A 25,683-nucleotide genomic window follows, 5' to 3' on the forward strand; every position below is an offset into this window, starting at 1 on the left:
GCTCATGCCCCCCACCCAGAACCCCGCACACACGCATGTGTTCCTCGGCTCGGCCCACGAAGAAAACGCCAAGCGCACCCTGTGGGTGGTCATGCTGACGGTGGTGATGATGGTGGCGGAAATTGCCACCGGAGCCCTGACCGGCTCCATGGCCTTGCTGGCGGACGGTTTTCATATGGCAACCCACGCGGCCGCCTTGGGCATTGCCGCCGCAGCCTACGCGTATGCCAGGCGCCATGCGACCAACACCCGCTACAGCTTCGGCACCGGCAAGGTGGGCGACCTGGGTGGCTTCGCCTCGGCGCTGATCCTCGCGCTGGTATCACTGGGCATTGGGATCGAGTCGGCCATGCGCCTGCTGGAGCCCGCGCCGGTGCAGTTCGGTACCGCCACCTTGATTGCCGTGGTGGGGCTGGCAGTCAATATCGCCAGTGCGCTGTTGCTTGGCCACGGGCATAGTCATGGGCACGATCACGAACATGAGCATCACGCGCACGGTCACGATAACAACATGCGCTCGGCCTACGTGCATGTGCTCGCCGATGCGCTGACTTCCGTGCTCGCCATCGGCGCGCTGCTGGCGGGGCGTTATCTGGGTTGGGTGTGGCTAGACCCCGCGATGGGGATCGTCGGCGCCATCGTCATTGCGCGCTGGTCCTGGAGCTTGATGGGTACGACCGCTGCGGTGTTGCTGGACCAGACCGATGAACACGTGGCCGCCGAGATCCGCGAGCTGGTTGAGCAACCCGGCGATGCCAGGATTACCGACCTGCACGTCTGGCGCGTGGGCCCTGAGGCGCATGCCGCCATCGTCAGCGTGATCGGCGGCGCCACCACAGATGCCGACACCATTCGCGAGCGCCTCAAGCCGGTGCATGAAGTGAGCCATCTCACCGTTGAGTTTCGTGCGGCGTAACCGCTGCCTTTATTTCCTTCCCTGGTGAACCCTTGGCTAAAGATATCGAGAACCCGTGTGTCTCCACCTGCCAGCTCAGTGGCGACCTTTGCGTCAGCTGCGGGCGCAGCAAGGACGACATCCGCAAGTGGAAGCGCATGAAGCGCCCAGAGAAAATGGCCGCCGTTCAGCGTGCGACGTTGCGGTTGAAGGCATTGAAAAAGGGCAAATAAGAGGCTGAGCGGACAACCGGTAACCTGTGGCGAGGGAGCTTGCTCCCGTTGGACTGCGCAGCAGTCCCATTTTTCAGGGCCGCTTTGCGCCCCAGCGGGAGCCCGCTTCCCTCGCCACAGTGACGTACCTCTTTAACGAATGGACATCAGGTGCGCCCCACCGACCCCGTCACCGGCAAGTTGCCCAGCAACTTGAGCCCCGTGCTCTTCACAAAGGTGTCGTAGTCCATCGGCTTTTGGATACGGGTTTCAGCGTTGGGCAGCACATAGGCCCACGCACGCTTGGACGAGGCGTCGTACACCAGCTTGAACAATCGCGTCGGTACCCAGACGTTGTTCGCGCCGACGGTGCTGTAGCCAGGGTCAAACAACGGGCCAGTGAACACATAGACATTGCCACCGGCGCGCGCGGCAAACTTGCGCACGTCCGACTCGACTTTGCTCCAGATCTTGCGGTTGTTGGTGGGGTCTTGCGGCACCATATTCGACAGCGCGAAAGATTGAGCCATGGCATTGGCGCTCGGTGCGTCGGCGGCCGGGGATTGATGGCCACGGTCCACAGCCGGATGCTGGCTGCGGTAGTCACTCAACTCCGCGCGCCCAGCCTTGGGGATGCGTGGGTCGGGGTAGAACTGGTTCGTGCGTTCCTCGCCTTTTGCGGCTTTCAACTGCGCGGCGCTCAAGCGTTCGACCACCACCAGCGGCGTCTTGCTGGTTTGCGAATAAAGCACCGCGAAGTTGTCGGAACACAGTGCCAGGGGCTTCATGCTGGCGGGCACGGTGGCGGTGTTGATCGGCGTCGTGGCGGGGAACAGGTCGGCACAACCGTCGAACGAAGGCTGTTTTTCTTGGCTGGAATACAGGTCCAGGGCCGCGCGCTGACTGATCGAGCCGGCGCGAGAAGTGTGTTCCTGGGCGGGCGGTTTGAGAAAGTCCAGCAACCCACGGGCGTGTGCCCCAGAGGAGAGCAAAACAAGGGCTGACAGCCCAACGGCAATTTTGCGCAGGTACATGCATTAATTCTTCGAAGGAAAGTGAGGCGGCAGGCTCCGACTGACGGAGCCAAGTGGATGATCTTACAGGGTTTATTGACCGGCCCCAGTCACATTAGTGCCCGCTGGCGAGTGGTTTTCCCATGCTGCGTGCGCCAGGCTTGAAACCATGGGCACGCGCCCCCCAGGCAATCGCCAACGACAGGGCAATCAACACCAACATCGCCCACGGAAACGCCGCGACGCCCCAGCGGTCCAGCAGCACGCCGCCCACCACGCCACTGCCGGCTATTGCGCTGTTCCACGCCACCACATTCAGCGACAGTGCCACATCCGCGCCATCGCCTGCGGCATCGGCCAACGCGGTTTGCAGCAAGGTGGCTGCACCGCCAAAGCTCAGGCCCCAGACCGCCACGCCGAGGTAGATCACCTCGGGCAGGTGGCCCAGCACGCCGAACACTCCGCAGATCGCCGCGAACGTCGCCAGGCTGAGCAACACGGTCTTGCGTAACAACGGCTCGACTAACCTGGCCGTCAGCCAGATGCCCACCAACGCGGCAATGCCGAACACCAGCAGCACCAGATCCACTCGATCGCCCAGACCGGCCGATGCCACGAAGGGGGCGATGTAGGTGTACAGAATGTTGTGCGCCAGCATCCAACTGATCACCACCGCCAGTACCGGCCGCACGCCCGGCGTGGTCAGCACTTTACCCAGCGACAGGCGTTGATGGGCCGGCTGCGGCGGGTAGTCGGGGACTTTCACCAGCACCCACACGATCAACCCCAACGTCAGCGCCGACATGAGGCCGAAGGTCGTGCGCCACCCCAGCAGCCCACCCAGCCAGGTGCCCAGTGGTACGCCCAGCGACAACGCAATCGGCGTACCGACCATCGCCAGCGCCAGCGCCCTGCCCTGTTGATGGGGCGCGACCATGCGCCGGGCATAACCGGCCAGCAGGCTCCAGGCCAGGCCTGCCGCCGCGCCGGCAAAGAAACGGGCCGCCAGTGTCACGCCGTAGTGGGACGACAACGCGGTGATGGCGTTGAACAGCAGGAAGCCGAGGATGGTCAGCAGCAGCACATTGCGCCTGCGCCAGCCACGGGTGGCAATGGTCATGGGAATCACCGCCAATACCGAACCCAACGCATATGCAGTGACCATCTGCCCGGCCATCGACGGCGAAATCCCCAGGCCGTCGCTGATCAACGGCAAAAGCCCGGCGGGCAGGGTTTCGGTGACAATGCAGAGGAAGCCGGTCATGGCCAGGGCGAGCAAGGCGCCGATGGGCAGGCGTTCGGGGGATGCGGATAAGCTGAGTGAGGGTGTCACGGTAGACTCCTTGGGACGACTTAAATACTGATCGATATAAATGTTGCACAGCGGCCCGGCGCATTGTCAACGATTTATGTATCGACTAGTATTTATCTCGTTATCCAGAGGACGCTCGACATGGCACAAATGGGTCGCCCCCGTAATTTCGACCGCGAACACGCTGTGGAACAGGCCCTGCACCTGTTCTGGCAACACGGCTACGACGCCACCTCCCTCGCCCAGCTCAAGGCCGGCCTGGGCGGTGGTATCTCCGCACCGAGTTTTTACGCGGCCTTCGGCTCCAAGGAAGCGCTGTTCGATGAGTGCGTGCAGCGCTACCTGGCGACCTACGCCCAGGTCACCGAATGCCTGTGGGACGAAAGCCTGCCGCCGCGCCAGGCGGTCGAAACGGCATTGCGCCAATCGGCGCGCATGCAGTGTGAAGACGGGCACCCCAAGGGGTGCATGGTTGCCCTCGGCGTGATGAGCGCGCCGAGCCCGGAGAACGCGCGCGTGGCGGGTGCCTTGACTCAGTCGCGGGCGCGGACACGGGCAGGGATCATGGCGTGCGTGGAGCAGGCGGTCCGTGCAGGCCAGTTGCCGGACACGCTGAATGTGGCAGTGCTGGCGACGGTGTTTGACAGCTTCTTGCAGGGCGTGTCGATCCTGGCACGGGATAACGTCCCTCACGAACAGATCGACGCTGCGATCAACCACCTCATGCTGACATGGGACATCGCCGCCACTACGGCGGCACCTGCCGTTCGAGCCCTCAGAAAGTAATGCGCTGCGGATCAGCGTCTATCTGCGGTGGTACTGAACGCATGGATTTTGTCGACGATCTGCCGCGAAGCGGTTCTGATTGCCGTGGTGGTCGTACCCGCGATATGCGGCGTCAGTTGCGCACCGGGAATGCCTGCCAAGGGTGAGTTGAAGCGATCTTTTTCCTGGGCAAAGGTATCGATGGCGACCGCTTTGATATGCCTGGGAAACTCGGTCATGAAGCTTGCCAACTGGCGTTCGTCAACGATGCCACCGCGCGCGGTATTGATCAGGATTGAGCCTGGGCGCATCAGCCTGAATTCAGCACTGCCGAATAAGCCTTGGGTGAGCGGTGTGAGCGGCACATGGAGCGAGACGATGTCGGCCTCGCCCAGTAATTGCTCGAGGGTTTGCCTTCGCTCCAGCCCGAGACTCTGGGCCACCGACGCCGTAAAGCGCTCCGAGCCGGTGGCAATAACCTTGATACCCAGCGCTCCCGCCTTGCGTGCCACCTGCTGGGCAATGCTCCCGGTACCCACCAGCCCGAGTGTGAGTTCGGCGCATTCCAGGCTTGGCGCCAAGGTGCCTTTGGACCAATGGCCACGGTGCGTTTCGACGTTGTAATAACCCAGGTCCCGAGACAGAAACAATGCCTGGGCCACGACGTATTCGGCGACGGCCACCGCATTGGAACCGGGCGTGTTCAATATCGTCACGCCGTTGCGTTCGCAGGCTTGCCGGTCAATATGGTTAACGCCCGTACCGGCCTGGGCGATGGCACAAAGCGCAGTGGCCAGGGCCGGTGAGCTGGCGGCGCGGATCAACGCCGCCCCGATAGGGATATTCAAGCGTGTCTTGAACACACTGTAACCCCCGGCCTGAACCACCGCAGCGATCAAGGCGGACTCGTCGTGGCCGTTGATCTCGGCATATTGAATACGCGCACCGTAGTGTTGCCTGATGCTGTCTTTATCGACGAAATAGTGGAGGTTGAGGGTGACGGCCAGGCCCAGCTCGAGGAACCGGTCGACTTCCTCGAAGAGCAGCGGCGGGCCGGGGGCATCCAGTATCAAGGTGGTAAATGCCATGCGCTTGATCCTTTTGACAGTGGCTCATGGAAGAAATACGGCGGGCCCACGCCCATCTCCCTATCATGAGCCAACTGGCCAAGGAACTCACGGCCAGCCTCGACACTTTGCGCAGCAAAACCCGCTGCTGGAAGCGCTGCCCAACGCCGTCACCACCGAAAGCGCAGCGCCCACAGCAACGTCAACTATGCTTGCGCACGTCCAGAGCATTGCGTGATGCAATGCGGCGCGGGAGTTTTTACGTTTCACAACTCTCCCTTTAGGACGTTCTGTTGTTCAAATTGGCTCTGAACAGGGAGTGAGTGATGGGCTCAATGAAAATGTGGGTTGCGCTGGGCTGCATGCCGTTCTTCCTGAACGCTTGCACCTCAAGAAATGCAGACGTCCAAGACATAGACCGCCTCCCTTCCGGATTGCTGATTGAGCAGGGCCCCTTGTTGGGCGCCGAACCCACCACACCGCTGCGCCCGGTGGTTGCCCAAGGTATCGCCCTGACTAAAAGCTCGGAGGGCTGGATTGATCAGCGCTATAACGACGCCGCCGGCTATTGCACCATCGGCTATGGCCACCTGATCAAAAAGGCACGGTGCGATGGAACCGAGCCTGCGCAGTTTTTGCAGAAAATCTCTGACGCCCAAGGTACCGCATTACTGGTCACCGACATGCGCCGCGCCCAAATCACCGTAACGGCTGCCGTCCAAGTGCCGCTCACAGATCTCCAATATGCCGCGCTTACCGACTTTGTTTTTAATGTCGGCGCGGGCAACTTCGCAAGCTCAAGCCTGCTGCGAGTCATCAACGCGAAGCAGTTTGAGCAAGTGCCCTATCAGTTCAGTCGCTGGAAAATGGCCAACGGCAAGATCTTGCCGGGGTTGGTAGAGCGCAGGAAAGGCGAGATTGCCTTGTTTTTCGACGGCCAGGCTGTGCCTAAAGTGCTGCTGAGTTCAGGCCCGGGTGACGCCATTGATATCAGGGCGGGCGAGCAGTAGGCGAGGCCAAGCGCGGGAAAAAACTGCATTTCTGCACGTGCCATGCATCGGGCTTCTCGCGCCCTCTACCGATCGTCGGATGGCAATTCGCCACCCTGCATTGCCAACTAGAGTCACATCGCACCACCACCGTGCACCAGGAAGCTGGTCACTCATCGCAATCGCCAGTCAATGCAGAATGGAGTTCTCACTAATGGCTATCAGCGCTGTCGTAAACGCCGTCTTCAACATCGACAACAAAACCTACACCGCCTCACTCGCCATCCCAAGTTCCGCCCCCACTGCGGCTGCACCGTTCCTGTTCAGTGTCATCTCCCAGGCTCCCGAAGCTGGCGGCAAGACGCCCCCACCGGAAACCCTGCTCGCCGTCGCTGTCGGCACCACCAACCAGGTGTATGTCGCAGTGTCGCCACCTATGGACGTGATCTCGGGCGCCATCGGCAGCGATGTGGTCCAAAACCTGAACGTAGTCGTCTCGGAAGGCACCTACAATCCCGCGACCCATACCTTCAGCTGAACCACGCTCGCCTACGTGGCGGGGCAATAGTGGTTGCCCCGCCACTCCGAAATACCTTGCCTGCGGGAGGGCCACTCGCCCATGGATATCCGCGTATCGGCACATTTTGCCTGGTCAGAGATTTTCGGTGGCAAGTTCGCCACCCAGAGCAAGTGCCAACTGGACCTGTCACGCCAATACAGCCTGATCTACGCAGACTTGGCCGCCGCGAATGCAGGCGGGATGGATGTTCTTGAGCTGATCAACAACGCCTTCAATACACAACTGCCCACCGGCCAATTACTGGTCCAGGATGCGGGCTTCTTCACCTTCAGCCATTTCGGCAGCGGTACACCGCCCAGCGGCACTGACCTGTTCAGCATTTTCCCACAGACGCCAGTCCCCATGAGCGTCGCCACCACCACCCTGACCATGGACAACACCTGCGGGTTCTGGCTCACGGTCAGCCTGAAAGACATCGAACTGTTCGGCAGCCTGCTGCAGATAGGTTACGAGACCCCGGCAGGCGCCGGCGACACACTCTCGTTGTCCGCCCTGCTCGCCAGCGGTACCGCGGCCGGCACCGCAGTCAAACAGGCGTCCTACGCGGCGGCGCTTCCCAACATCAAATTGTTCGGCCTGTTCGGTTTCGAGAACATCAAGATCAACTATCAGTTCACCACGGCCAGGCAACTGAGCGTTATCGGCAACCTCAGCGTCTCGGTGTTCGATAACAACTACGTCTTCAGCGGTGCGCTGGTTTCCGATGACGTCAACAAGACCTTCGCCGCCTGCCTGCAGACCGCCACACCCGATGCCAGCATCCCCAAACTGTTCGGCGGGGCCATGACCGGCATCTCGTTCAGCAACCTGATGTTCGGCGTCTTCGCTCGCTATGGCGGCCCCTCCGCGCAGAAAAACTTCCAGGTACAGGGCACCGTCAAGGTCGGTTCGGCCCAGCTCACCGGGTACATTTATCTGCAAGGCACCACCCCTCAGGTCGCCAGTGTCAAAGTCGACAAGACCCTCTCGATCGGTGATGTGTTCAACCAGTGCATCGGCAGCGAGGTATGGCCCACCTCGTTGATCGACATCGTCTTCAAGGCCGGCAGCCAGCTCTACTATTGCAGCACAACGGGCAGCCAACCCGTGAGCCTGGATACGTTCGCCTGCCCCATCGCGCCAGGCACGTTGCCTGCCGCACCACCGGCCAGCAGCATCGCCTACCAGCCGGGTTTCAATATCCAGGCACTGTTCGACCTGACACTGGTCACCACCTTTGAGGTGGTGGGCAACATCCAGATTGCCAAGGACGGCGTCACCGCCTCCATCGCCCTGGGCAACCCCATCGATATCTACATCCTGACTATCGCCGCGCCTAAAGCGACCGGCCCCATCGGTGGCCCGGCACTCGCAATCTCCACGGTGGCGGGCAAGCAGTCGATGGGGTTCGCGGGCAGCTTGTGGTTCATGCAGGCATCGTTCGGCGTCGACGTCAGTGTGATGGCCACTAAGAACAGCAAGAAAAACCTGCAAATCGACGGCACGCTCACCTCACTGTCCGATTACTCTCCGTTCCTGCCGAAAAACGTCTCGCTGGGCGTGAGCTACAGCAAGGATGGCGGTTTCAAGGTCACCAACTGGCCGACCTTCGACTACCTGACCCAGGCAATCGACTTCATCAAGACCCTGCAAGACCTGTCCGAACAGGGCAGCTCCGTCTGCGGCAAGCTGGCAGATTTCGCGTTCAAGACCTTGCTCAAATCGACGTTCAAAGTCAGCGTGTCGTTCAGCACGCAGGACAACGGCGTCAGCCTGCAACTGAACGGTAACTACACCCTGTCGATCGCAGACACTTCGCTGACCGCCGTGGCGATCCCCTTCCCGGGCATTGTCTCGATCCCCCTGCCCAACTCGGTCAAGTTTTCGGAATTCGGTGACTATATCGACCGCGCGCTGGCCAGCGCTGCGCAATCGTTCGTGCAAGGCCTGCTCAGAAACAGCGAGGCCATTGCGTCAGTGATCGCTCTGACAGCAGGCAAGGCAGCTGCGTCTTATGCCGCCACGCTTGCATGCCAGCAACTGATAGACGGCGCCGCCGCCGACGCCGTGGCGTCAACCGCGGCCTCAGCACTGGCCGCCGCCGAAGCAGCTGCATCAGGAGCTGCGGGCGCAGCGGCGGCGGTAGCCGGTGCGGTTGCGGCTATCATCGCGATCGTTGGCGGAACCGGCACGGGCACTGGCACGGGAACTGGAACCGGGACAGGCACTGGAACGGGGACCGGAACCGGCACCGGTACCGGCACGGGAACCGGCACCCAAAGCCCGCCCGACCACCCCAGCGTCAGCGTCGCCAACCGGGTAGTGACCCTCACCTGGGGCGGTGGCCAGGGGAACGCCGGCTATAACGCCCAACTGCTCGACAGTGCGGCAAAAGTGCTGCTCGACCAGCCTGGCCTGGGCGTCGCCTTGCGCGACACTCATTTCGATTTCGACGCCCAATGGTCCGCCGGCCCTTACAAGGCCCAGGTACAAGGCATTCATGGCGATGCCAAGACCGAATGGGTCGGCGCAGCGTTCCAGCGCCTTGGCGCACCGACGGCCTTGCAGGCACACAGCGAAAGCAGCATCACCGCACCTGACTGCGGTGTGATGCTGAGCTGGACGGCCGTGCCCGAAGCGCAATCCTATGTCCTCTCCAGCACGCATGCCGGAGGCATCTGGGTCGCCGACCGGATCATCGAACCGACTCAACCGCAACAAGCTCCGCCGACACAGTGCGCCATCACCTTTGAGGCGGCGACACCTGCCGGCGACTTTGGCTTCAGCCTAGTGACACAAGGCAGTAATACCACCGTGGCGAGCCCGGCCAGCGACGTACTGACCCTGGTTCGCCTGGGGCAGCCGCTGAACCTGCAAGCCAGCAGCGCCGGTAGCAACGCCACCCTGCGCTGGCAGGCCGTCGCCAATGCCACGCGCTATCAGGCCGTCATACACAGCGCCGACAGCCCGTTGCAAGTGACCGAGCTGCAAACAAGCGCCCAGGGCGACGACCTGATTGCCAAGCTGACACTCTCCGGCACCGCCGGTTCGCCACGGCTCTACCAACTGCTGGTCCAGGCCATCCCTACCGCGAGCCAAAACGATGTGGTGGCCGGGGTGCCTTCGACCACGGTCGAAATCACCATCACGCTGTACGCCAACGCCGTGGAGATGGCGACGGCTCTCAACGGCCAGAAGGTCGACGGAGCCCGTTGCGCCCAACAGTTGCTGGACGCCTTCCCGAGCCTGAACATCGATACCCTGGCCAGCGCCATGGCCCAAGGCGGTTACGCCGTGGCCGACACCAGCAAGGGCCTCATGGCGGTTTGGCCGCAAACCTCGCCACAAGACCTGGCGGCAGCGCTGGCACAGGCTTACCCAGACCCGGTGCAAATGGCCAGCCGTCTGTTTGCCCAAGGCGTGCCGGGGGTCGACGGCGGGCCTCAACTGGTGCACGCGTTCCCGACGCTCACCCTCGACACCCTGGCCAGTACGATGGCCAAGGGCGGTTACGCCGTGGCCGAGACCAGCAAGGGCTTGCTCGCCGCTTGGCCACAGACGCCTCCGCAGGCCCTGGCAGAGGCGCTGATCCAGGCCTACCCCGGCCCCGTGCAAACAGCTCGTGCCCTACGTGCCCAAGGCGCGACCGGCGTGGCCTGTGCAACCGCCCTGCACAGCGCATTCCCCGAACTGGTCGCCAAGGACCTGGCTGCCGCCATGGCGCAGGCCGGATACCCCGCCGAGGATACCGGCGCGGGACTCAAGGCAGCCTTCCCCGGCTTGTCCCCCCTGGATCTGTCCATCGCGCTGGTCAGCGCTTATCACTGAAGCAAGGAGCCACTCATGACAACCGACGTCCCGAGCCTGATCAGGCTTCTGCAACCCCTGCACCAGCAAGGCATGACCGCCGTGCAAGCAGCGCACACCGTACTGGCACAGTTGGGCAGCGACACCGCCAGCACGCGCCAAGCCGATGCGTCCGTACAGCGCGCATCGTTGGCCCAGGCGCTGGTTCAGGTCTATGCGCCTGTCACGCTCAGCGAAATGGCCAGCATCCTGCACCAGCTCTACCCAGACCTTGGACCGGTCGAAGTCGGCAAGATCCTGCTGGCGCCGGGCGTGTTCCCCGATGCCACCGCCGTGCAGATGCAGAGCGCACTGGTCTCAGCGGGCTTTTCAACGGCGGCAGTGGCCGAGGCCATCAAGGTGCTCTATCCCGCGCCGCCCGTTCAGGAGCCCTTCGCGACAATCGCCACCTCGATGCAAGGCGGCAACCGTGGCATCGAGTTGTGGGTAGCCGGTACCTCGGGGCAGGTATGGACCTTGTACCAACGAACCGCCGGTGCAAACTGGAGCGCCTGGGAAGGACCGGGTTTCAAAAACCAGCCGACGCCGCTCAAGCAACTGGCAGCGGCGCTACAGAACAATGGCAACGTATTGTTTGCCGGGCTGGACAGCGCAGGCAGCGTCTGGACCTGCGGCCAGGGCAGCCCCGGCGGCGACTGGAACACCTGGAGCGGCCCCAACGTAGGGGCCCAGCCTTGTGCCTTCACGCAATTGGCGGCCTCGCAGCAGGGTGGTCGCCGTGGCGTCGAGCTGTGGGCGGCCGGCGCTGACGGACAAGTCTGGACCTTGTACCAACTCACCGCAGGCGGCGCGTGGAGCCATTGGGAAGGCCCCGGTTTCAAAGGCCAACCCACTCCCCTGTTCAAGCTGGCAGCCGCGCAACAAAACAATGGCAACGTGATGTTCTGGGGGCTGGACCGCGACGGCCAGCTATGGGGCATCAGCCAGCAGTCGCCCGGTGGCGACTGGGGCGCTTGGCAAGGCCCCGGCTTTGTCGGCCAGCCCGAACCCTTTATCACTATCACCGCCTCGGAACAGCAAGGCAGCCGGGGGGTGGAGCTATGGGGTGTCGGTGCCAGCGGCCAGGTATGGACGTTGTACCAGACCACTGCCGGCGGCGCCTGGAGCCACTGGGAGGGCCCTGGCTTCAAGGGCCAGCCAACGCCCATCAAGAAAATCGCAGCGGCCTTGCAAAACAATGGTTGCGTGCTGCTTTGGGCTGTCGACAACGATAACCAGCTCTGGCAAATCGCCCAAGGTTCACCGGGTGGCGACTGGTCGGGCTGGACGCGCACCAGCGCGCCACCGCAGGGCTGATCGGCCGCGAAAAACCAGTCACTGTCCCTTAAGAGGAGTCCCCCCATGACAATCGACGTACAACCCTTGATCAACCTCCTGCAACCCCTCAAGGAGCAAGGCCTGGGGCCACGTGAAGCCGTGCGCGTTGCGCTGGCATCGACCACGGCAGCGGCGTCCTCCGGCCTCGGCGCCAGGGCGTTCGTGCTGCCGCACGAGGAGCTCGTTCATAACGGCGCCGTGGTCGCCGAAGCGGTACGCGAAGTCTTCTCGCCCATCACCGCAGCCGCCTTGGCGATCATCCTGCATGAAACCTATCCAAGTCTGACCGCACTCGAAATCGGTACCACCATCCTTGCTCCCAACGTGTTGCCCGGTACGCCAGCGCCTGAGATGGCCAGTGCCCTGGCCGGTGCCGGTTTCGATGCCGCCAGCACCAGCGATGCCGTCAATGTGCTGTACCCGATCACCCTGACCGTACAAGCCAATGAGGCTTGGCAGGCCAGCGGGCTGACGGTGACCGGCCGCCAGGTGACCCGAATCAGCGCCCAAGGGCAGTGGACCGCCAACCCCGCCAATGGCATGTCTGGCCCCGCCGGCAACCCCGCCTACATAGCGCCCGCACGCTACACCTTGCCTGGCGCGGCGGAAGCCGCCTTGATCGGCAAGATCGGCAACAATGCGCCATTCCTGGTAGGGGTCGCTGTGCAAGCACCCACAGGCCAGTCAGGGCCACTGCAGTTGTGTATCAACGATGACTTGGACGGGGTCTATGGGGCCGGGTTGCGCGACAACATCGGCACGCTGCAAGTGAACCTGCAAACTAAGAGCAGTTGAGCCATGCCAGCCCGGCACCACAGGTGCCGGGCACTCCTGCACTACCCCTGCCCAGCGCACTCGCGCTCTCCGTAAAGCAGCGTGATGTTGATGCGCTGATTGGCGTAGCCCGGGCGAAATGCAAGCGGCGCGGTGGCATGAAACAGGTCCGAATTGAAGATGACCGCACGATTGCAGCGGTAGGGAATCACCAGCGGCTGCGCGCCTGAAGCCTGAAGGAACGCGGCGATCCGATCACCTTGTCGGTTGTACGTTTCGAAGTCCCAGTCCAACGGTGCTTCGACGTCGTAGATCACCAGCCCACCCGAGCTTTTATCCAGGTTCGCTTCGTCGGGCGTGATCCAGAAATTCACGTTCACCGCGGCGAAGTCGGCATGCGGATAGGTCGCCGGTTGGTCGTGCCCGTACTTGAACCCCCACAGTTGCAACAGCGGGTGTCGGGTGCCGATCACCTGGGGAAAGTACTGCTGGATTTGCTCGGCGACCTGCAGCAGCAACGGGCAGTTGAAGCCTTCCCTGAAGAATGCCCCCAGGCGGCCATGGGCGTAACGGTTGGTGTGCCAGACGGTGGATTGCAGGCAGAACGCGTGCAGCTGCTGCAACGCTTGCGGTGTCAGGAAATCATCGATCACGACTACGCCCAGCGGACTCTGCTGGTAATCCTGCTCCGCTCGACGCAGCGCCACGCTATCGCTCAACGCACCTTCGTCCTGACGTGCGGCCGGCAGATGGTGGACGACTCGACCGTAGGTGGAGGACAGCGGCCACGACTCGAACAACTGCTGCTGCAAGAGACTGTCGCCCTCGTTGAAGCGTTGCCGCGCGGCCTCATAACCGTCAATGACGGCATCGAATTGCGCACTGACTAATTGCCGATCACGCAAGTAGCGCAACTGTTCCAGGTCATGGCTCAACTTGCCCCGGCTGAGCTTGGGCGCAGGGGTGGGAACCTCAGGGATAGCGCCTGGCAGCGGGTACCAGGCACTGCCGCGAGTGACCGCCGCATGGCGCATGGCCCACTGCCCTGCGTCAGCCAGGTCATTGGCTCGCAGCGCCGTGCTTGTAAGGTTATCCAACACTTCGGGGTCGTGCGGATACAGCTCGACCAGTACCCGCCACATGCCCCGTGCGGCATCGTACTGGCCCAGGTGCACATACAGATGCGCAAGCAGATAGGCCAGATTGGCCCGAGCCAACACGCAACCCGGCTCCAGGCGCAAGGCGGTTTTGTAACTGCTGATGGCGTCTTCGTTGTGGCCCTGGGCCTGCAACACCCAACCCAAATTGTTGTGCGCAACGGCCCAGTCGGGCTGGTGCTGCACGGCGTATCGAAAGCAGGCTTCAGCCGCCTCGAAACAGCCTTGTAGACATAATCGATGCCCTTCATCGTTCTGCGCCGACACGCCGCTGGCATGGGTGGCTTGTGCCGTCCCGTAACGCGCGGCCGATGCGGGCGCCGTCAAACGAACCCCCGGAATATAACTCTGCTGTCCTGTGCTGCGTTCATGGTGACGTCCGTGTGAAAATTCGCAGGAAATGCACAGACAGGAGCATAGTCGAGGCTTGCACCAACACAACGTTGTGGCTATTGCGTTAGCCGACTGCGCCCAGACAGCCCCCGCTCCAAGCACGAACGGCACTCAAACCAGGGCTTCATGATTAACATCAAATCAACGAATCGAACGTGGGTCACCGTCAGCCTTTAACATGATGACTCGACGCCTCGCACCGTCGTGAAGTCGAGAACGACGGTGAAACGCTGTTGCGCGCGGATCACCTCAATATGCCAACCCAGCTTTGCGCATAACTGCTGCATCAACTGCAGCCCGAGACCGTAGCCAAAGTCGCTGGATTCCTGCTGCGGCCTGGTCTCCCGGATGTGATTGGCAATCAGCAGCTGGGGGTATTTGAAGTTGATTTCTACCTGGCCCTCTTCGGCGTATTGCAGCGCGTTGCGCAAGAAGTTGCCGATCACGATGCGACACGCGGTGGGGGGCAGTCGGCAAGGTTGGTTGTGGATATCGACGATCAGCTCGATCTCCCGGTTGCCGATCAGGTAGCGATGTTTCTCAATCAGTTCGCCGACCAACTCGCTCAGGTCAACGTCTTCCTCCGGCAACGGTTCGGGACACTCGCGACTCATCCACAGCAATGTCTCGGCGATAAGCTGCATGTTCAGCACGGAGCGCTCGATACGCTGCAGGGAGGATGGCAGGACACCGCCGGATTGCAGTGCCAACAGCTCGATATTGGCCTTGAGTACGGCCAGGGGCGTGCGCAACTCATGGCTGGTGTAGCGCAACAAGCGGCCTTCACGCTGGCTGGCGGCCTGCACCTGTTCAACACTTTTGGCCAAGGCGTCGGCCAGCACGTTGAACTCCTTGAAGCTGAAACCAGGCCGCTGAATGGCCAACGCGTCAGGGTTTTTCAATGTGCCGGACCATTGGACCAGGCGTCCCAATGGACGCACCAACCACCAGACCAGCAGGGCAATGATGATCAGCGCCGGCACGAAGACCGCCAGGCTGATGAACGCGACGCTCTGCAGGACCTGGTCAAAGTAGGCATCGGACAGCGGGGTCTCGACCTCGCCACCGACTTCATGATCATGGTCGACGTCATACATATAGAGGGTTTTGCCGTCACCCAGGGGTTGTTCGAGGATGATCTGGAACGGCGCGTCGTCGTTATCGGAGTACAGATCGCCGTAGATATGCACCGCGCCGAAGGACAGGCTGGGCGGTGCATCCAGCATCCGCCGGACGCTGTCCGGCAACGCCTGCTTGCCAATGACACTGGTGTAGAAGTAATTGTGCGGAGGCGGCGTGCCCGGATCCCTCTTGTAGTGCCGGACGAAATATTGGGCTTCTTCTTCCATCATCGCGCTGGCGGTGTAGAACAAGCCACGCACAGTGAATGCAGGCAACAGTTGGCTGTAGATCAGCAACACCACCGCAATCAGTAGCAGGAAACTTCCGCTGATCACCCACCTCAGGCTCAAGCCATTACGCATGGGGTTTTACCTGAATACCAACCCCGGGAAGGGTGTGGATCAACGGCCGGCTAAAGGGTTTGTCTACCGTCTTGCGCAGGCGATGCATGTGCACTTTGAGCGTATTACTGTCCGGCGGCTCATCGCCCCAGATTTTTGTTTCCAGGCGCTCCCGGGGGACGGGTTCAGGACTGGCGCGCATCAGATGCTCCAACAAGGCCCAGCAGATGGGTGACAAATGCAGTGCCTGCCCTGCCCGGCTGACGGTACGGGTGGTCAGTTCCATCACCAAGTCGTCCACCTGCAAGCGATTGGTCTGACCGCTGCGGCGCAGGCTCAGTGCGCGGATCCTGGCCACCAGTTCGGCCAGTTCGAACGGCTTGACCAGGTAGTCGTCGGCGCCAGCCGCAAAACTGGCGAGCTTGTCCGATAACGCGTCCAGCGAGGTCAGCATCAGGATGGGCGTCTGGATACCTTGCTGGCGTAACCGTTCGCATAACTGCTGGCCATCCAGTCGCGGCAGCATGATGTCCAGGAGAATAACGTCGTAGTGTTGGTTGAGCGCCAGGTTAAGTCCGGTCTGGCCATTACTGGCATGGTCACAGACGATGCTGCTGATCTCCAGGTACTCGATGACAGTGGTGGCCAGATCCAAGTTGTCCTCGACCAGCAGCAGGTGAATATGCACGGAAAAAACCTCGGGCAGGTGTTACGCAGAGGTTTGGAGGATAGCGCAAGCCGGGCTGTTTTCTATGGATGTTCACCTGACGTTAACCCATCGCTGCTTAAGCTAAGGCTCTTCTTATCCAGAGCTCGTCGCAGCCATGAACCTGTCTTCGATGATCACAGGCGTCCTGTTAGCCTTGATTTTCCTTACCCTGATGGTCGACATCCTGCCCTCCAACGCTCAGTTGGTACGCCTAGGAGGCAATAGCTGGTTTCTGGTGGGCCAGAACGTCGAGCGAACAGGGTCGTATTATGTCGCCAGCCCGTCCTGACGACATCGGCGCCAGCTATACCAATCAGTTGGTAGCGTGCGTGGTGCTGATTGTGTGCGTGTCGGTCTCGATGGGTATCTATATCGCTCGCTTGAATGCCCACGTTGACAGGCAACGAGACCTGTCACCGGTGTATCTGCACGAATGCCACAAAGGCCGCGGGGGCTTTATTGTCTACCCCGATGGCAGACGCAGCAGGGATAACTGCTACCGCGTCGACGAAGGTGAATCGGCGGATGACGACGAGGCGCAGGAACTATCGGGTGCACACCGTGATGGGTGGCTTCGCCGTTGCTGGAGAATGTGTTGTTGGACGAAGTGGATTGGGAGCTTGTGAAAAAGGGGACAGATTTGAATGGTATTTACTTAGCAGCTCCTTGAGCTCTTCGAGGCGGCGCTGCTGATCTTCAAGCAGGCGGTCCTGGCGGTCACGAATCAGATCGGTGATACCGGGTGTGTTCTGCGCAGGGGCTGCTTGCGCTAATCCGGCTGCCCCCAGGCAAAAAAAGCGGACAGCAGTACAGATTTGTTACAGAACCGATACAAAAGGCGCACGCCCACTCGGCCCGCACTTGCAGTGCTATCGAGGGTTTAAAAGACAGGAGGATTTGATGCGAATCGCGCTATGCGTTTGGGGTGCCGGGTCAAATTCCGAGCAAAAAAAAGCCTGCATCGCTGCAGGCTTTTTACGATCTGGCTCCACGACCTGGACTCGAACCAGGGACCCAATGATTAACAGTCATTTGCTCTACCAACTGAGCTATCGCGGAATGCGCCGTATGTTACTGATTAAAAAGAAGAAGTCAAGCCTTCTCTGACATCGGTGGTGTTTAAACCGGATGGCCGGTTGAAAACCCAGGCTCCTTGGCCAAATCCAACCAGGCGCGTGCCGCCGGTGGCAAGTGGGCGCCGGCACGCCAGGCCAGGGCGATATGCCAGTCGGTATGGGGTTCGTCGAGGGGGATCAAGGCGATGCCGGCGTGTTGATGCTTGTGCGCCAGCATGCGCGGCAGGAAGGCGACGCCCAGCCCGGCCGCGACCAGGTCGACGATGAAATCGATCTGCCCGCTGCGGGCGGTTACTCGGGGTGTCACACCTTTGCGTTCACAGGCAGCGAGGATCTTGGCGTTCAGGGCGAAGCCGGCCTCGAACAGAATGAACGCAGAGTCCGCCAGGTCGGTGAAGTCGATGCGTTTGCGCTGGGCCAGTGGGTGGTTCAGGGGCAGCACGGCCATCAGCGGTTCGTTACGCACGGGTTGGTAGTCGAAACCTTCGTCAACCGGCAACAGGAGCGCGGCCAGGTCGACCTCCCCTGCTTCCAGGCATTCGCGCAGTTTTTTACTGCCGTACTCGGTCAATTCGATATCGATGTCCGGATAGCGGCTGCGGTAGCTGGTGAACATCGCCGCAAACAGCACGCCGCACCCCACCGGCGGCAGGCCGATGCGCAACACGCCACGCTTGAGGCCGCGCAGGTCGTTGATCTCGGTCACCAGATCGTTGTGCTCCGCGAGCAGCACCAAGGCGCGACGGTAGGCAATTTCGCCGGCAGCGGTGAGTTCACTCTTGTGGCCCAGGCGATTGAGCAGCGGCATGCCCAGTTCGTCCTCCAGGGTCTTGACCGCCTTGCTCACCGTGGATTGGGTCAAGGACACCACTTCGGCCGCCTGGGAGAACCCTCCCTGGCGCACCACTTCGACAAAGGCGCGCAGTGTTCGCAGGTTCATCAGTATTCCTTTAGCGACTGGATTGCAGTGATAAAAGTTGTTTTTATCATGCCAGATTTTTGTTTATCGTGAGTCCCCCAGCCCTGTGGAGCCACCCGTCATGATCATCTCGTCCGCCTCCGACTACCGCGCAGCGGCCAAGCGCAAGTTGCCGCGCTTCCTGTTCGACTACATCGACGGCGGCGCCTACGCCGAGCACACCCTGCGTGCCAACAGTTCGGACCTGGCCGAGATCAGCCTGCGCCAGCGCATCCTGCGCAAGGTCGACAACCTGAGCTTGAAGACCGAGCTGTTCGGCACGGAGCTGGCGATGCCGGTGATCCTCAGCCCGGTTGGCCTGACCGGCATGTATGCGCGGCGCGGTGAAGTGCAAGCGGCCAAGGCGGCGGCCAACAAAAACATTCCCTTTTGCCTGTCGACGGTGTCGGTGTGTTCGATTGAAGAAGTGGCCTCGCAAAGCCCGCAGGCGATCTGGTTCCAGCTGTATGTGCTCAAGGATCGCGGCTTCATGCGCAATGCCCTGGAACGTGCGCAGGCGGCCGGCGTGACGACATTGGTGTTCACCGTCGATATGCCGACCCCCGGCGCCCGTTACCGCGATGCGCACTCGGGCATGTCCGGGCCATATGCGGCGCAGCGGCGGATGTTGCAGGCCGTGACCAAACCGCAATGGGCATTCGATGTCGGGCTGATGGGCCGCCCCCACGACCTGGGCAATATCTCCAAGTACCTGGGCAAACCCACCCATCTGGAGGACTACATCGGCTGGCTGGCCAACAACTTCGACCCGTCGATCAGTTGGAAGGACTTGGAGTGGATCCGCGAATTCTGGAAAGGCCCGATGATCATCAAGGGCATCCTCGACCCGCAGGATGCCAAGGATGCACTGAGTTTCGGCGCCGACGGTATCGTGGTCTCCAACCATGGCGGCCGCCAACTTGACGGTGTGCTCTCCACGGCCAAGGCGTTGCCGCCGATTGCCGAAGCGGTGGGCGATGACCTGACCGTACTGGTGGACTCGGGCATTCGTTCCGGGCTCGACGTGGTGCGCATGCTCGCCCTCGGCGCCAAGGCATGCCTGTTGGGACGCGCCACCGCCTATGCGCTGGCCGCCGAGGGCCAGCACGGGGTAGAGAACCTGCTGGATATTTTCGCCAAGGAAATGCGCGTGGCCATGACCCTGACCGGGGTCACTTCCATCGCACAGATCGACCGCAGCACCTTGGTCTAACCCTGCTGCTCGACAATACCGCGGGCCTTGAGCTGGGCCAGTTGCTGCGGCGACAAGCCCAACCGCTGCCCGAGGATGTCGTCAGTGTGCTGCCCCAGCATCGGCGCCGGCCGCAGATACTCCACGGGGGTGCCGGACATCTTGATCGGGCTGCCGACCATGGCGAAATCCGGGTTCTGCGGGTGGGGAATTTTTACCATCAGGTTGCGGGCAATCACCTGGGGTTCTTCCAGGGATTGGGCGATAGAGTTGATCGCCCCCACCGGCACTTTCGAGGCGTGGATGCACGTCACCCACTCATCGGCGCTGCGCAGCAGGAAGTGCGCTGAAAGCAGCTCGACGATTTCGGCGCGATGGGTCACGCGGTCGGCGTTGCGGCGAAAACGCGGATCGTCCGGCAAGTGCGGCAGCCCAATGCTCTGGCACAGGGCAACGAACTGGCTGTCGTTGCCGCATGCGATGATGAAGTCGCGGTCGGCGGCGCGGAACACCTGGTAGGGCACGATATTGGCGTGGGCATTGCCATAACGCTGCGGCACTTTGCCGGAGGCCAGGTAGTTCATGCTCTGGTTGGCCAATGTGGCGACCTGCACGTCGAGCAATGCCATATCGATATGCTGGCCGACGCCGGTGCGCTCACGACTGAGCAGCGCCGCCTGAATGGCCACGGTGGAATACAACCCGGTCATCAGGTCGGAAAACGCCACGCCCACCTTCTGTGGCCCGCCACCCGGCAAGTCATCGCGCTCGCCGGTGATGCTCATCAGCCCACCAATGCCCTGGATAATGAAGTCATAACCGGGCTCTTCTGCGCGCGGGCCGGTCTGGCCAAAGCCGGTGATGGAGCAATACACCAAGCGCGGGTTGATCTCGGCCAGGGTTGCGTAATCCAACCCGTAGCGCGCCAGGGAGCCGGCTTTATAGTTCTCGATCAACACGTCGGAACTGGCCGCCAGCGCGCGCACCAGTTCCTGGCCTTCGGGGCTGGCGAGGTCAATGGCCACCGACAATTTGCCACGGTTGGTGGACTGGTAATACGACGCCTGTCCGGATGACTCGCCCGTGTCGGTCTTCATCCAGGGCGGCCCCCAGCCCCGGGTGTCGTCGCCACTTTGCGGACGTTCGATCTTGATCACTTCCGCCCCCAGGTCAGCCAACACCTGCCCGCACCAGGGGCCGGCCAACACTCGGCTTAAATCCAGCACCCGCAAACCTGTCAATGCACCCATTATTCTTATCCTGTGAGGTTGGGAAATCAGCCAATGGCCGGCTCGTCATGACGCAGGGAAATCCCCAGCATCGCCCGCCGCCGCAACCAGGGGCTGGGGCGGTAACGCGGGTCGTGAGTGAGTTCGCTCATACGCTGCAAAATCGTGAGCAGCCGCCGTGGGCCGAGGGCATCCCCCCAGGCCAGCGGGCCATAGGGATAGCCCAGGCCCAATTGCACCGCCTGGTCGATATCGGCAACGCTGGCGATGCGTTGCTGGGCGATATCACAGGCCAGGTTGACCACCATCGCCAGGGTCCGTTGGGCGACAAACCCAACGCTGTCAGCGATCACCGTCACTCCCACGCCGTCCGCGGCGAGCAACGCGTGGGCCGCGTCACGCATGGCCGACGCCGTGAGGGGGTTTTGCATCAAGGTGCGCTGGCGCGACAGGTCTGTCAGCAGGTCTATACACAGGGTATGCGCCGGGTCCGTGTCAAAGCGCAGGCACGCACTGGTAGCGTCCCGCCCGTACGGCGCGAGCAGGCACAAGGCATGCGGCGAGGGTTGTGCCGTGCGCTCAAGGTCGGCGCCCAGGCGGATCACCAAGGCGCTGAGGCGCTCATAATCCGCGCTGTCTTCGGTGGCGATCCACACCGGTGGCACCGCGTGCACCGTGGGGATGGGCTGGGGTTGCGGGCCATTGATGAGCTGGCCGTCCTGATACTGGTAGAAGCCGTGGCCGGCCTTGCGCCCCAGGCGCCCGCCCACCAGCATCTGCCGGGTCAGGGGCGACGGTCGATAGCGCGGTTCCTGATAAAACTGGTTGTAGATCGACTCCATCACCGGATGGGAGACATCCAGGCCGGTCAGGTCGAGCAACTCCAACGGCCCCATGCGAAACCCCGCGCCGTCGCGCAGGATGCGGTCGATATCACCCCGCTCGGCAACGCCCTCATCGAGCATCTTCAAGGCTTCGGTGCCATAGGCACGCCCCGCGTGGTTGACGATAAAACCGGGGGTGTCCTTGGCGCGCACACCGCGATGGCCAACACGCGCCACCAGCGCCAGCAACGCATCACCGACTGTCGGTGCGGTGAGCAGGCCATCGATCACCTCCACCACCCGCATCAATGGCACCGGGTTGAAAAAATGCAGGCCGGCCACGCGCTCAGGTTGCCGGCAACCGTTGGCGATGGCCGTCACGGACAGTGAGGAGGTGTTGGTGGCGAGGATGCAGGTCGGACTGACGATGCCTTCAAGCTGTTGCAACAGGCTGCGCTTGGCCTCGAGGTTTTCCACGATGGCTTCGACGATCAGGTCGCAATCCTTCAGGTCATCGATCCTGCCGGCGACCTGCAGGTTAGCGAGAGCCGCGTCCATTGCCGGCTGGGTGATTTTGCCTTTGCCCACCAGCTGGGTGAAGGTCGCGGCCAGGGTGCCATGGGCCGCTTGCGCAGCGCCTTCACGGGCGTCGAACAAGCGCACCCGCACACCGGCCTGGGCCGCAATTTGCGCGATGCCGGCACCCATGACGCCGGTGCCAACCAGGCCCAGGGTGTTGATGGAGTCGGTCATGTTCATTCCCCTCGGTACTGCGGTGTGCGCTTTTCGAAGAACGCGGCGGCGCCCTCCTTCTGGTCCTTTGAATCGAACAGCAATTGAAACGCCTTGCGCTCCAGCATCAGCGCGCTGTCCAGGGGCAGATCGGCACCGGCGAGCATCACTTCCTTGATCTGCTCCACCGCCAGCGGCGGCAGTGCGGCGATGTGCGCGGCCAGTTCAAGGGCACGGGGCAACGTCTGGTCGTCACTCACCACTTCGCTGAGCATGCCGATCGCCAGGGCCTCAGCCGCTGTGACCATGCATCCGGTCAGCGCAATACGCATCGCCTGGAACTTCCCCACCGCACGGATCAACCGCTGGGTGCCGCCTGCACCCGGCATCAGGCCGAGCTTGACTTCGGGCTGGGCAAACCGCGCCGACTCGCCGGCCACGATCAGATCGCAATGCATCGCCAACTCGCAGCCACCGCCCAGGGCAAAACCATTGACTGCGGCAATCACCGGTTTGGGGCAACGGCTGATGGCTTCCCACAGGTATTCGGTGTGCCGCCGGTACATATCCATCGCGCTCGCACTGGCGAACTCCTTGATATCCGCACCGGCCACAAAAAACTGCGTGCCGCCGGTCAACACAATCGCGCGGACATCCCGACGCCGGGCCAGTGCACGGAAATGCTCGGCCAGTGCTTCGCGCACCTGGGCATTGAGCGCGTTTTTCACCTCGGGCCGATGAATACGCACGACTGCCACGCCGTTGTCCTGGACGTCGAGGTACACCACGGGTTGGTCTGCACTGGTCACGTTGACTCCTGCTTCTACGTTCTTGTTAGTTGGACAATCATTAGTTTCGCTATGCGAAATAACATTCCGTATTTACCCATAATCATAAGTAGCGACCTACCGGGTGTAAACGTAAAAACCATAACGCAGACAAAAATGACTACTAAGTCTCTGTTTTAAAGGGCTTTATCAAACTATTAAATCTAATCACAACAAGTTGATTAGTTTCGCTGTGCGGAATAGAATTTTGTTTTGTTGATTTTATAAAAAAATGAGGATTAACATGCGCCGTCGAAACCTGGACCCGGACACCGCCGAAGCCCCTGCTGGCAACACCACCTTCGAGCATTTGTTGATTGACCCGATGAGCAGTAACGAGGAGGAAGACAAGGACCGGCAGTTCGTCACCGCCTTGGCACGCGGCCTGGAACTGCTGCGTTGTTTCACCCCGAGCGAGAGCGTACTGGGCAATCAGGAACTGGCGCGCAAGACCGGGCTGCCGAAGCCGACGATCACGCGGATGACCCACACGCTGACACGCCTGGGTTACCTCAAGCACCTGCCGCAGTCGGGCCGGTACCAGTTGGATGTGGGGGTGATGGCCTTCGGTTACGCCATGTTGTCGAACCTGTCGGTGCGGGCCGTGGCCCACCCACTGATGGAGACCATGGCCAAGTACGCCCAGGCCGCTGTCGCGATGGCCACCCGGGACCGCTTGGACATGGTGTACCTGGACGTGGTCCAGGGTGAAGCGAACATGACAATGCGCCGCCAAGTCGGTACGCGCTTGCCATTGCACTTGAGTTCCGCCGGCCGCGCCTGCCTGGCCGCCATGCCGGAAAACGAGCGCGAATTCATGCTCGACCACATCCGCCAGCGTCATCTGGAGGACTGGCCGAGTATCCGCAAGGGGCTGGAACGCGCCTTCCGGGATTACACCGACTTCGGCTATTGCATGTCGATCGGTGAGTGGCACCGCGATGTCAACGCCATCGCCGTACCGCTGCTGCATGCACAACATGGTTTGCTGGCGTTCAACTGTGGCGGGCCGAGCTTTCACCTTTCCCGGGAGAAACTCGAGGACGACATCGGGCCACGCCTCAAGCACATGGTGAACAATATCGAGGCCGCCACCCGCTAGCTGGATCGGTGCACGGCCTCAGCAGATTGACGACAACAGGCCCGCCGAACGGGCCGCTGAGGAATGCACATGATCCGAGACCCACAAACGCTTCATATCCTGGTGGACGCTATTGCGCAGTTCGTCAATGAAGCGCTGATCCCGCGGGAAAACGAAGTCGCCGAGACCGATGAAATCCCGGCGGACATCGTCGGCCAATTCCAGGACATGGGCCTGTTCGGCCTGACCATTCCCGAAGCCTATGGCGGCCTGGGGCTGACTATGGAAGAAGAGGTGACGATCGCCTTTGAGCTTGGGCGCACCTCCCCCGCCTTCCGCTCCTACTTCGGCACTAACAACGGCATTGGTTCCATCGGCATCCTGCTCGACGGCACCGAGGCACAGAAGGCGCATTACCTGCCACTGCTGGCCAGCGGCCAACTGCTCAGTTCGTTCTGCCTGACCGAACCGGACTCCGGTTCCGACGCCGCCTCGCTGAAAACCACCGCTGTGCGTGATGGCGACCACTACCTCATCAACGGCACCAAGCGCTTCATCACCAACGCGCCCCACGCCGGGATCTTTACCGTGATGGCGCGCACCAACCCAGGCATCAAAGGCTCGGGCGGCATCAGCGCGTTTATCGTCGAACGGGATACGCCGGGCCTGTCCCTGGGCAAACGCGACCACAAGATGGGCCAGCAAGGTGCCCATACCTGTGACGTGATCTTCGACTCCGTGCGTGTGCCCGCCGGCCAGTTGATCGGCGGGGTTGAAGGGGTGGGTTTCAAGACCGCGATGAAGGTGCTCGACAAGGGCCGCCTGCACATTGCGGCTGTCAGCGTTGGCGCAGCCGAGCGCATGTTGGGCGACGCCCTGAACTACGCCATCGAACGCAAGCAATTCGGCCAACCGATCGCCGAGTTCCAATTGATCCAGGCCATGCTCGCCGACAGCAAAGCCGAAATTTACGCCGCGCGCTGCATGGTGCTGGATGCTGCCCGCCGGCGCGACGAGGGCCAGGATATTGGCACGCAGGCGTCATGCTCGAAGATGTTCGCCACGGAAATGTGCGGCCGCGTCGCCGATCGTTGCGTGCAGATTCATGGCGGTGCGGGCTATATCAGCGAGTACGCCATCGAACGTTTCTACCGCGACGTGCGCCTGTTCCGCTTGTATGAAGGCACCACGCAAATCCAGCAACTGGTGATCGCCCGCAACATGATTCGCGAGGCGCAACGCTAGGCCGGACGCTTCACAGCAACACCCATA

At 61.8% G+C, this 25,683-nt stretch carries 21 protein-coding genes and 1 tRNA gene; 11 read left to right on the forward strand and 11 right to left on the reverse strand.

What is annotated here, in order from left to right:
- Positions 1-4 precede the first annotated feature (4 nt).
- Positions 5-916: a CDF family Co(II)/Ni(II) efflux transporter DmeF gene (gene dmeF, locus M5B43_RS06370; protein WP_248749345.1), complete on the forward strand. Its 912-nt coding sequence runs from the start codon at positions 5-7 to the stop codon at positions 914-916.
- A gap of 32 nt (positions 917-948) precedes the next feature.
- Positions 949-1,128 carry a DUF1289 domain-containing protein gene (locus M5B43_RS06375; protein WP_248749287.1) on the forward strand — a complete coding sequence of 60 codons (180 nt, stop codon included), beginning with the start codon at positions 949-951 and terminating at the stop codon, positions 1,126-1,128.
- Between the two features lie 146 nt (positions 1,129-1,274).
- On the opposite strand, the gene M5B43_RS06380 is transcribed toward M5B43_RS06375, so the two are convergent.
- Positions 1,275-2,141: a DNA/RNA non-specific endonuclease gene (locus M5B43_RS06380; protein ID WP_248749288.1), complete on the reverse strand. Its 867-nt coding sequence runs from the start codon at positions 2,139-2,141 to the stop codon at positions 1,275-1,277.
- A gap of 94 nt (positions 2,142-2,235) precedes the next feature.
- Positions 2,236-3,453, reverse strand: a complete 1,218-nt coding sequence (locus M5B43_RS06385) for an MFS transporter (RefSeq protein ID WP_248749289.1) — start codon at positions 3,451-3,453, stop codon at positions 2,236-2,238.
- A gap of 120 nt (positions 3,454-3,573) precedes the next feature.
- Here M5B43_RS06385 and M5B43_RS06390 point away from each other — a divergent pair, with 120 nt between their 5' ends.
- Positions 3,574-4,218 (forward strand): TetR/AcrR family transcriptional regulator, encoded by a 645-nt coding sequence (locus M5B43_RS06390; protein WP_248749290.1) that lies wholly within the window; start codon positions 3,574-3,576, stop codon positions 4,216-4,218.
- Between the two features lie 11 nt (positions 4,219-4,229).
- Here the strand turns inward: M5B43_RS06390 and M5B43_RS06395 are convergent, their stop codons facing one another.
- The gene (locus M5B43_RS06395; protein WP_248749291.1) at positions 4,230-5,285 is read right to left on the reverse strand and encodes an NAD(P)-dependent oxidoreductase; all 1,056 of its coding nucleotides are present in this window, start codon (positions 5,283-5,285) and stop codon (positions 4,230-4,232) included.
- Between the two features lie 341 nt (positions 5,286-5,626).
- Between M5B43_RS06395 and M5B43_RS06400 the strand changes: the two genes are divergently transcribed.
- The 5 genes from M5B43_RS06400 to M5B43_RS06420 all read left to right on the forward strand — a co-directional run bounded on the left by M5B43_RS06400 (position 5,627) and on the right by M5B43_RS06420 (position 12,791).
- Entirely contained in the window at positions 5,627-6,274 is a 648-nt protein-coding gene (locus M5B43_RS06400) for a lysozyme (RefSeq protein ID WP_248749292.1), read from the forward strand.
- A gap of 193 nt (positions 6,275-6,467) precedes the next feature.
- Complete coding sequence (locus M5B43_RS06405; RefSeq protein WP_248749293.1) at positions 6,468-6,791, forward strand: hypothetical protein; 324 nt, start codon at positions 6,468-6,470, stop codon at positions 6,789-6,791.
- A gap of 81 nt (positions 6,792-6,872) precedes the next feature.
- Positions 6,873-10,640: a hypothetical protein gene (locus M5B43_RS06410; protein WP_248749294.1), complete on the forward strand. Its 3,768-nt coding sequence runs from the start codon at positions 6,873-6,875 to the stop codon at positions 10,638-10,640.
- Between the two features lie 15 nt (positions 10,641-10,655).
- Positions 10,656-11,975, forward strand: a complete 1,320-nt coding sequence (locus M5B43_RS06415; protein ID WP_248749295.1) for a hypothetical protein — start codon at positions 10,656-10,658, stop codon at positions 11,973-11,975.
- Positions 11,976-12,020: 45 nt separating this feature from the next.
- Positions 12,021-12,791, forward strand: a complete 771-nt coding sequence (locus M5B43_RS06420) for a hypothetical protein (protein WP_248749296.1) — start codon at positions 12,021-12,023, stop codon at positions 12,789-12,791.
- A 41-nt stretch (positions 12,792-12,832) separates the two neighbouring features.
- On the opposite strand, the gene M5B43_RS06425 is transcribed toward M5B43_RS06420, so the two are convergent.
- The 5 genes from M5B43_RS06425 to M5B43_RS06445 form a co-directional block, all read right to left on the reverse strand.
- A complete protein-coding gene (locus tag M5B43_RS06425; protein ID WP_248749297.1) occupies positions 12,833-14,254 on the reverse strand; it encodes a tetratricopeptide repeat protein in 1,422 nt (473 codons plus the stop codon).
- 239 nt (positions 14,255-14,493) lie between these two features.
- Complete coding sequence (locus M5B43_RS06430) at positions 14,494-15,804, reverse strand: HAMP domain-containing sensor histidine kinase (RefSeq protein ID WP_248749298.1); 1,311 nt, start codon at positions 15,802-15,804, stop codon at positions 14,494-14,496.
- Positions 15,797-16,471: a response regulator transcription factor gene (locus tag M5B43_RS06435; RefSeq protein ID WP_248749299.1), complete on the reverse strand. Its 675-nt coding sequence runs from the start codon at positions 16,469-16,471 to the stop codon at positions 15,797-15,799. Before M5B43_RS06435 ends, M5B43_RS06430 begins: the two co-directional genes overlap by 8 nt.
- A 1,004-nt stretch (positions 16,472-17,475) precedes the next feature.
- Positions 17,476-17,551: transfer RNA gene (locus M5B43_RS06440), tRNA-Asn, on the reverse strand.
- Between the two features lie 60 nt (positions 17,552-17,611).
- Complete coding sequence (locus M5B43_RS06445) at positions 17,612-18,508, reverse strand: LysR family transcriptional regulator (protein ID WP_248749300.1); 897 nt, start codon at positions 18,506-18,508, stop codon at positions 17,612-17,614.
- A gap of 100 nt (positions 18,509-18,608) precedes the next feature.
- Between M5B43_RS06445 and lldD the strand changes: the two genes are divergently transcribed.
- The gene (gene lldD / locus M5B43_RS06450; RefSeq protein WP_248749301.1) at positions 18,609-19,739 is read left to right on the forward strand and encodes an FMN-dependent L-lactate dehydrogenase LldD; all 1,131 of its coding nucleotides are present in this window, start codon (positions 18,609-18,611) and stop codon (positions 19,737-19,739) included.
- On the opposite strand, the gene M5B43_RS06455 is transcribed toward lldD, so the two are convergent.
- From M5B43_RS06455 to M5B43_RS06465, 3 genes are read right to left on the reverse strand one after another with little or no spacing between them, the layout of a single operon-like run.
- On the reverse strand, positions 19,736-20,968 hold the full coding sequence (locus tag M5B43_RS06455) for a CaiB/BaiF CoA-transferase family protein (protein ID WP_248749302.1): 1,233 nt from the start codon (positions 20,966-20,968) through the stop codon (positions 19,736-19,738). The genes lldD and M5B43_RS06455 overlap by 4 nt on opposite strands.
- A gap of 26 nt (positions 20,969-20,994) precedes the next feature.
- Positions 20,995-22,524 (reverse strand): 3-hydroxyacyl-CoA dehydrogenase, encoded by a 1,530-nt coding sequence (locus M5B43_RS06460; RefSeq protein ID WP_248749303.1) that lies wholly within the window; start codon positions 22,522-22,524, stop codon positions 20,995-20,997.
- 2 nt (positions 22,525-22,526) lie between these two features.
- On the reverse strand, positions 22,527-23,312 hold the full coding sequence (locus M5B43_RS06465) for an enoyl-CoA hydratase (protein WP_248749304.1): 786 nt from the start codon (positions 23,310-23,312) through the stop codon (positions 22,527-22,529).
- Positions 23,313-23,562: 250 nt separating this feature from the next.
- Here M5B43_RS06465 and M5B43_RS06470 point away from each other — a divergent pair, with 250 nt between their 5' ends.
- Both M5B43_RS06470 and M5B43_RS06475 read left to right on the forward strand, forming a co-directional pair.
- Entirely contained in the window at positions 23,563-24,432 is an 870-nt protein-coding gene (locus tag M5B43_RS06470) for an IclR family transcriptional regulator (RefSeq protein ID WP_248749305.1), read from the forward strand.
- A gap of 69 nt (positions 24,433-24,501) precedes the next feature.
- Positions 24,502-25,656: an acyl-CoA dehydrogenase family protein gene (locus M5B43_RS06475; RefSeq protein WP_248749306.1), complete on the forward strand. Its 1,155-nt coding sequence runs from the start codon at positions 24,502-24,504 to the stop codon at positions 25,654-25,656.
- The last annotated feature ends 27 nt before the right edge of the window (positions 25,657-25,683 follow it).

The organism is Pseudomonas sp. MWU15-20650, assembly GCF_023242475.1.
Taxonomy (GTDB): Bacteria; Pseudomonadota; Gammaproteobacteria; order Pseudomonadales; family Pseudomonadaceae; genus Aquipseudomonas.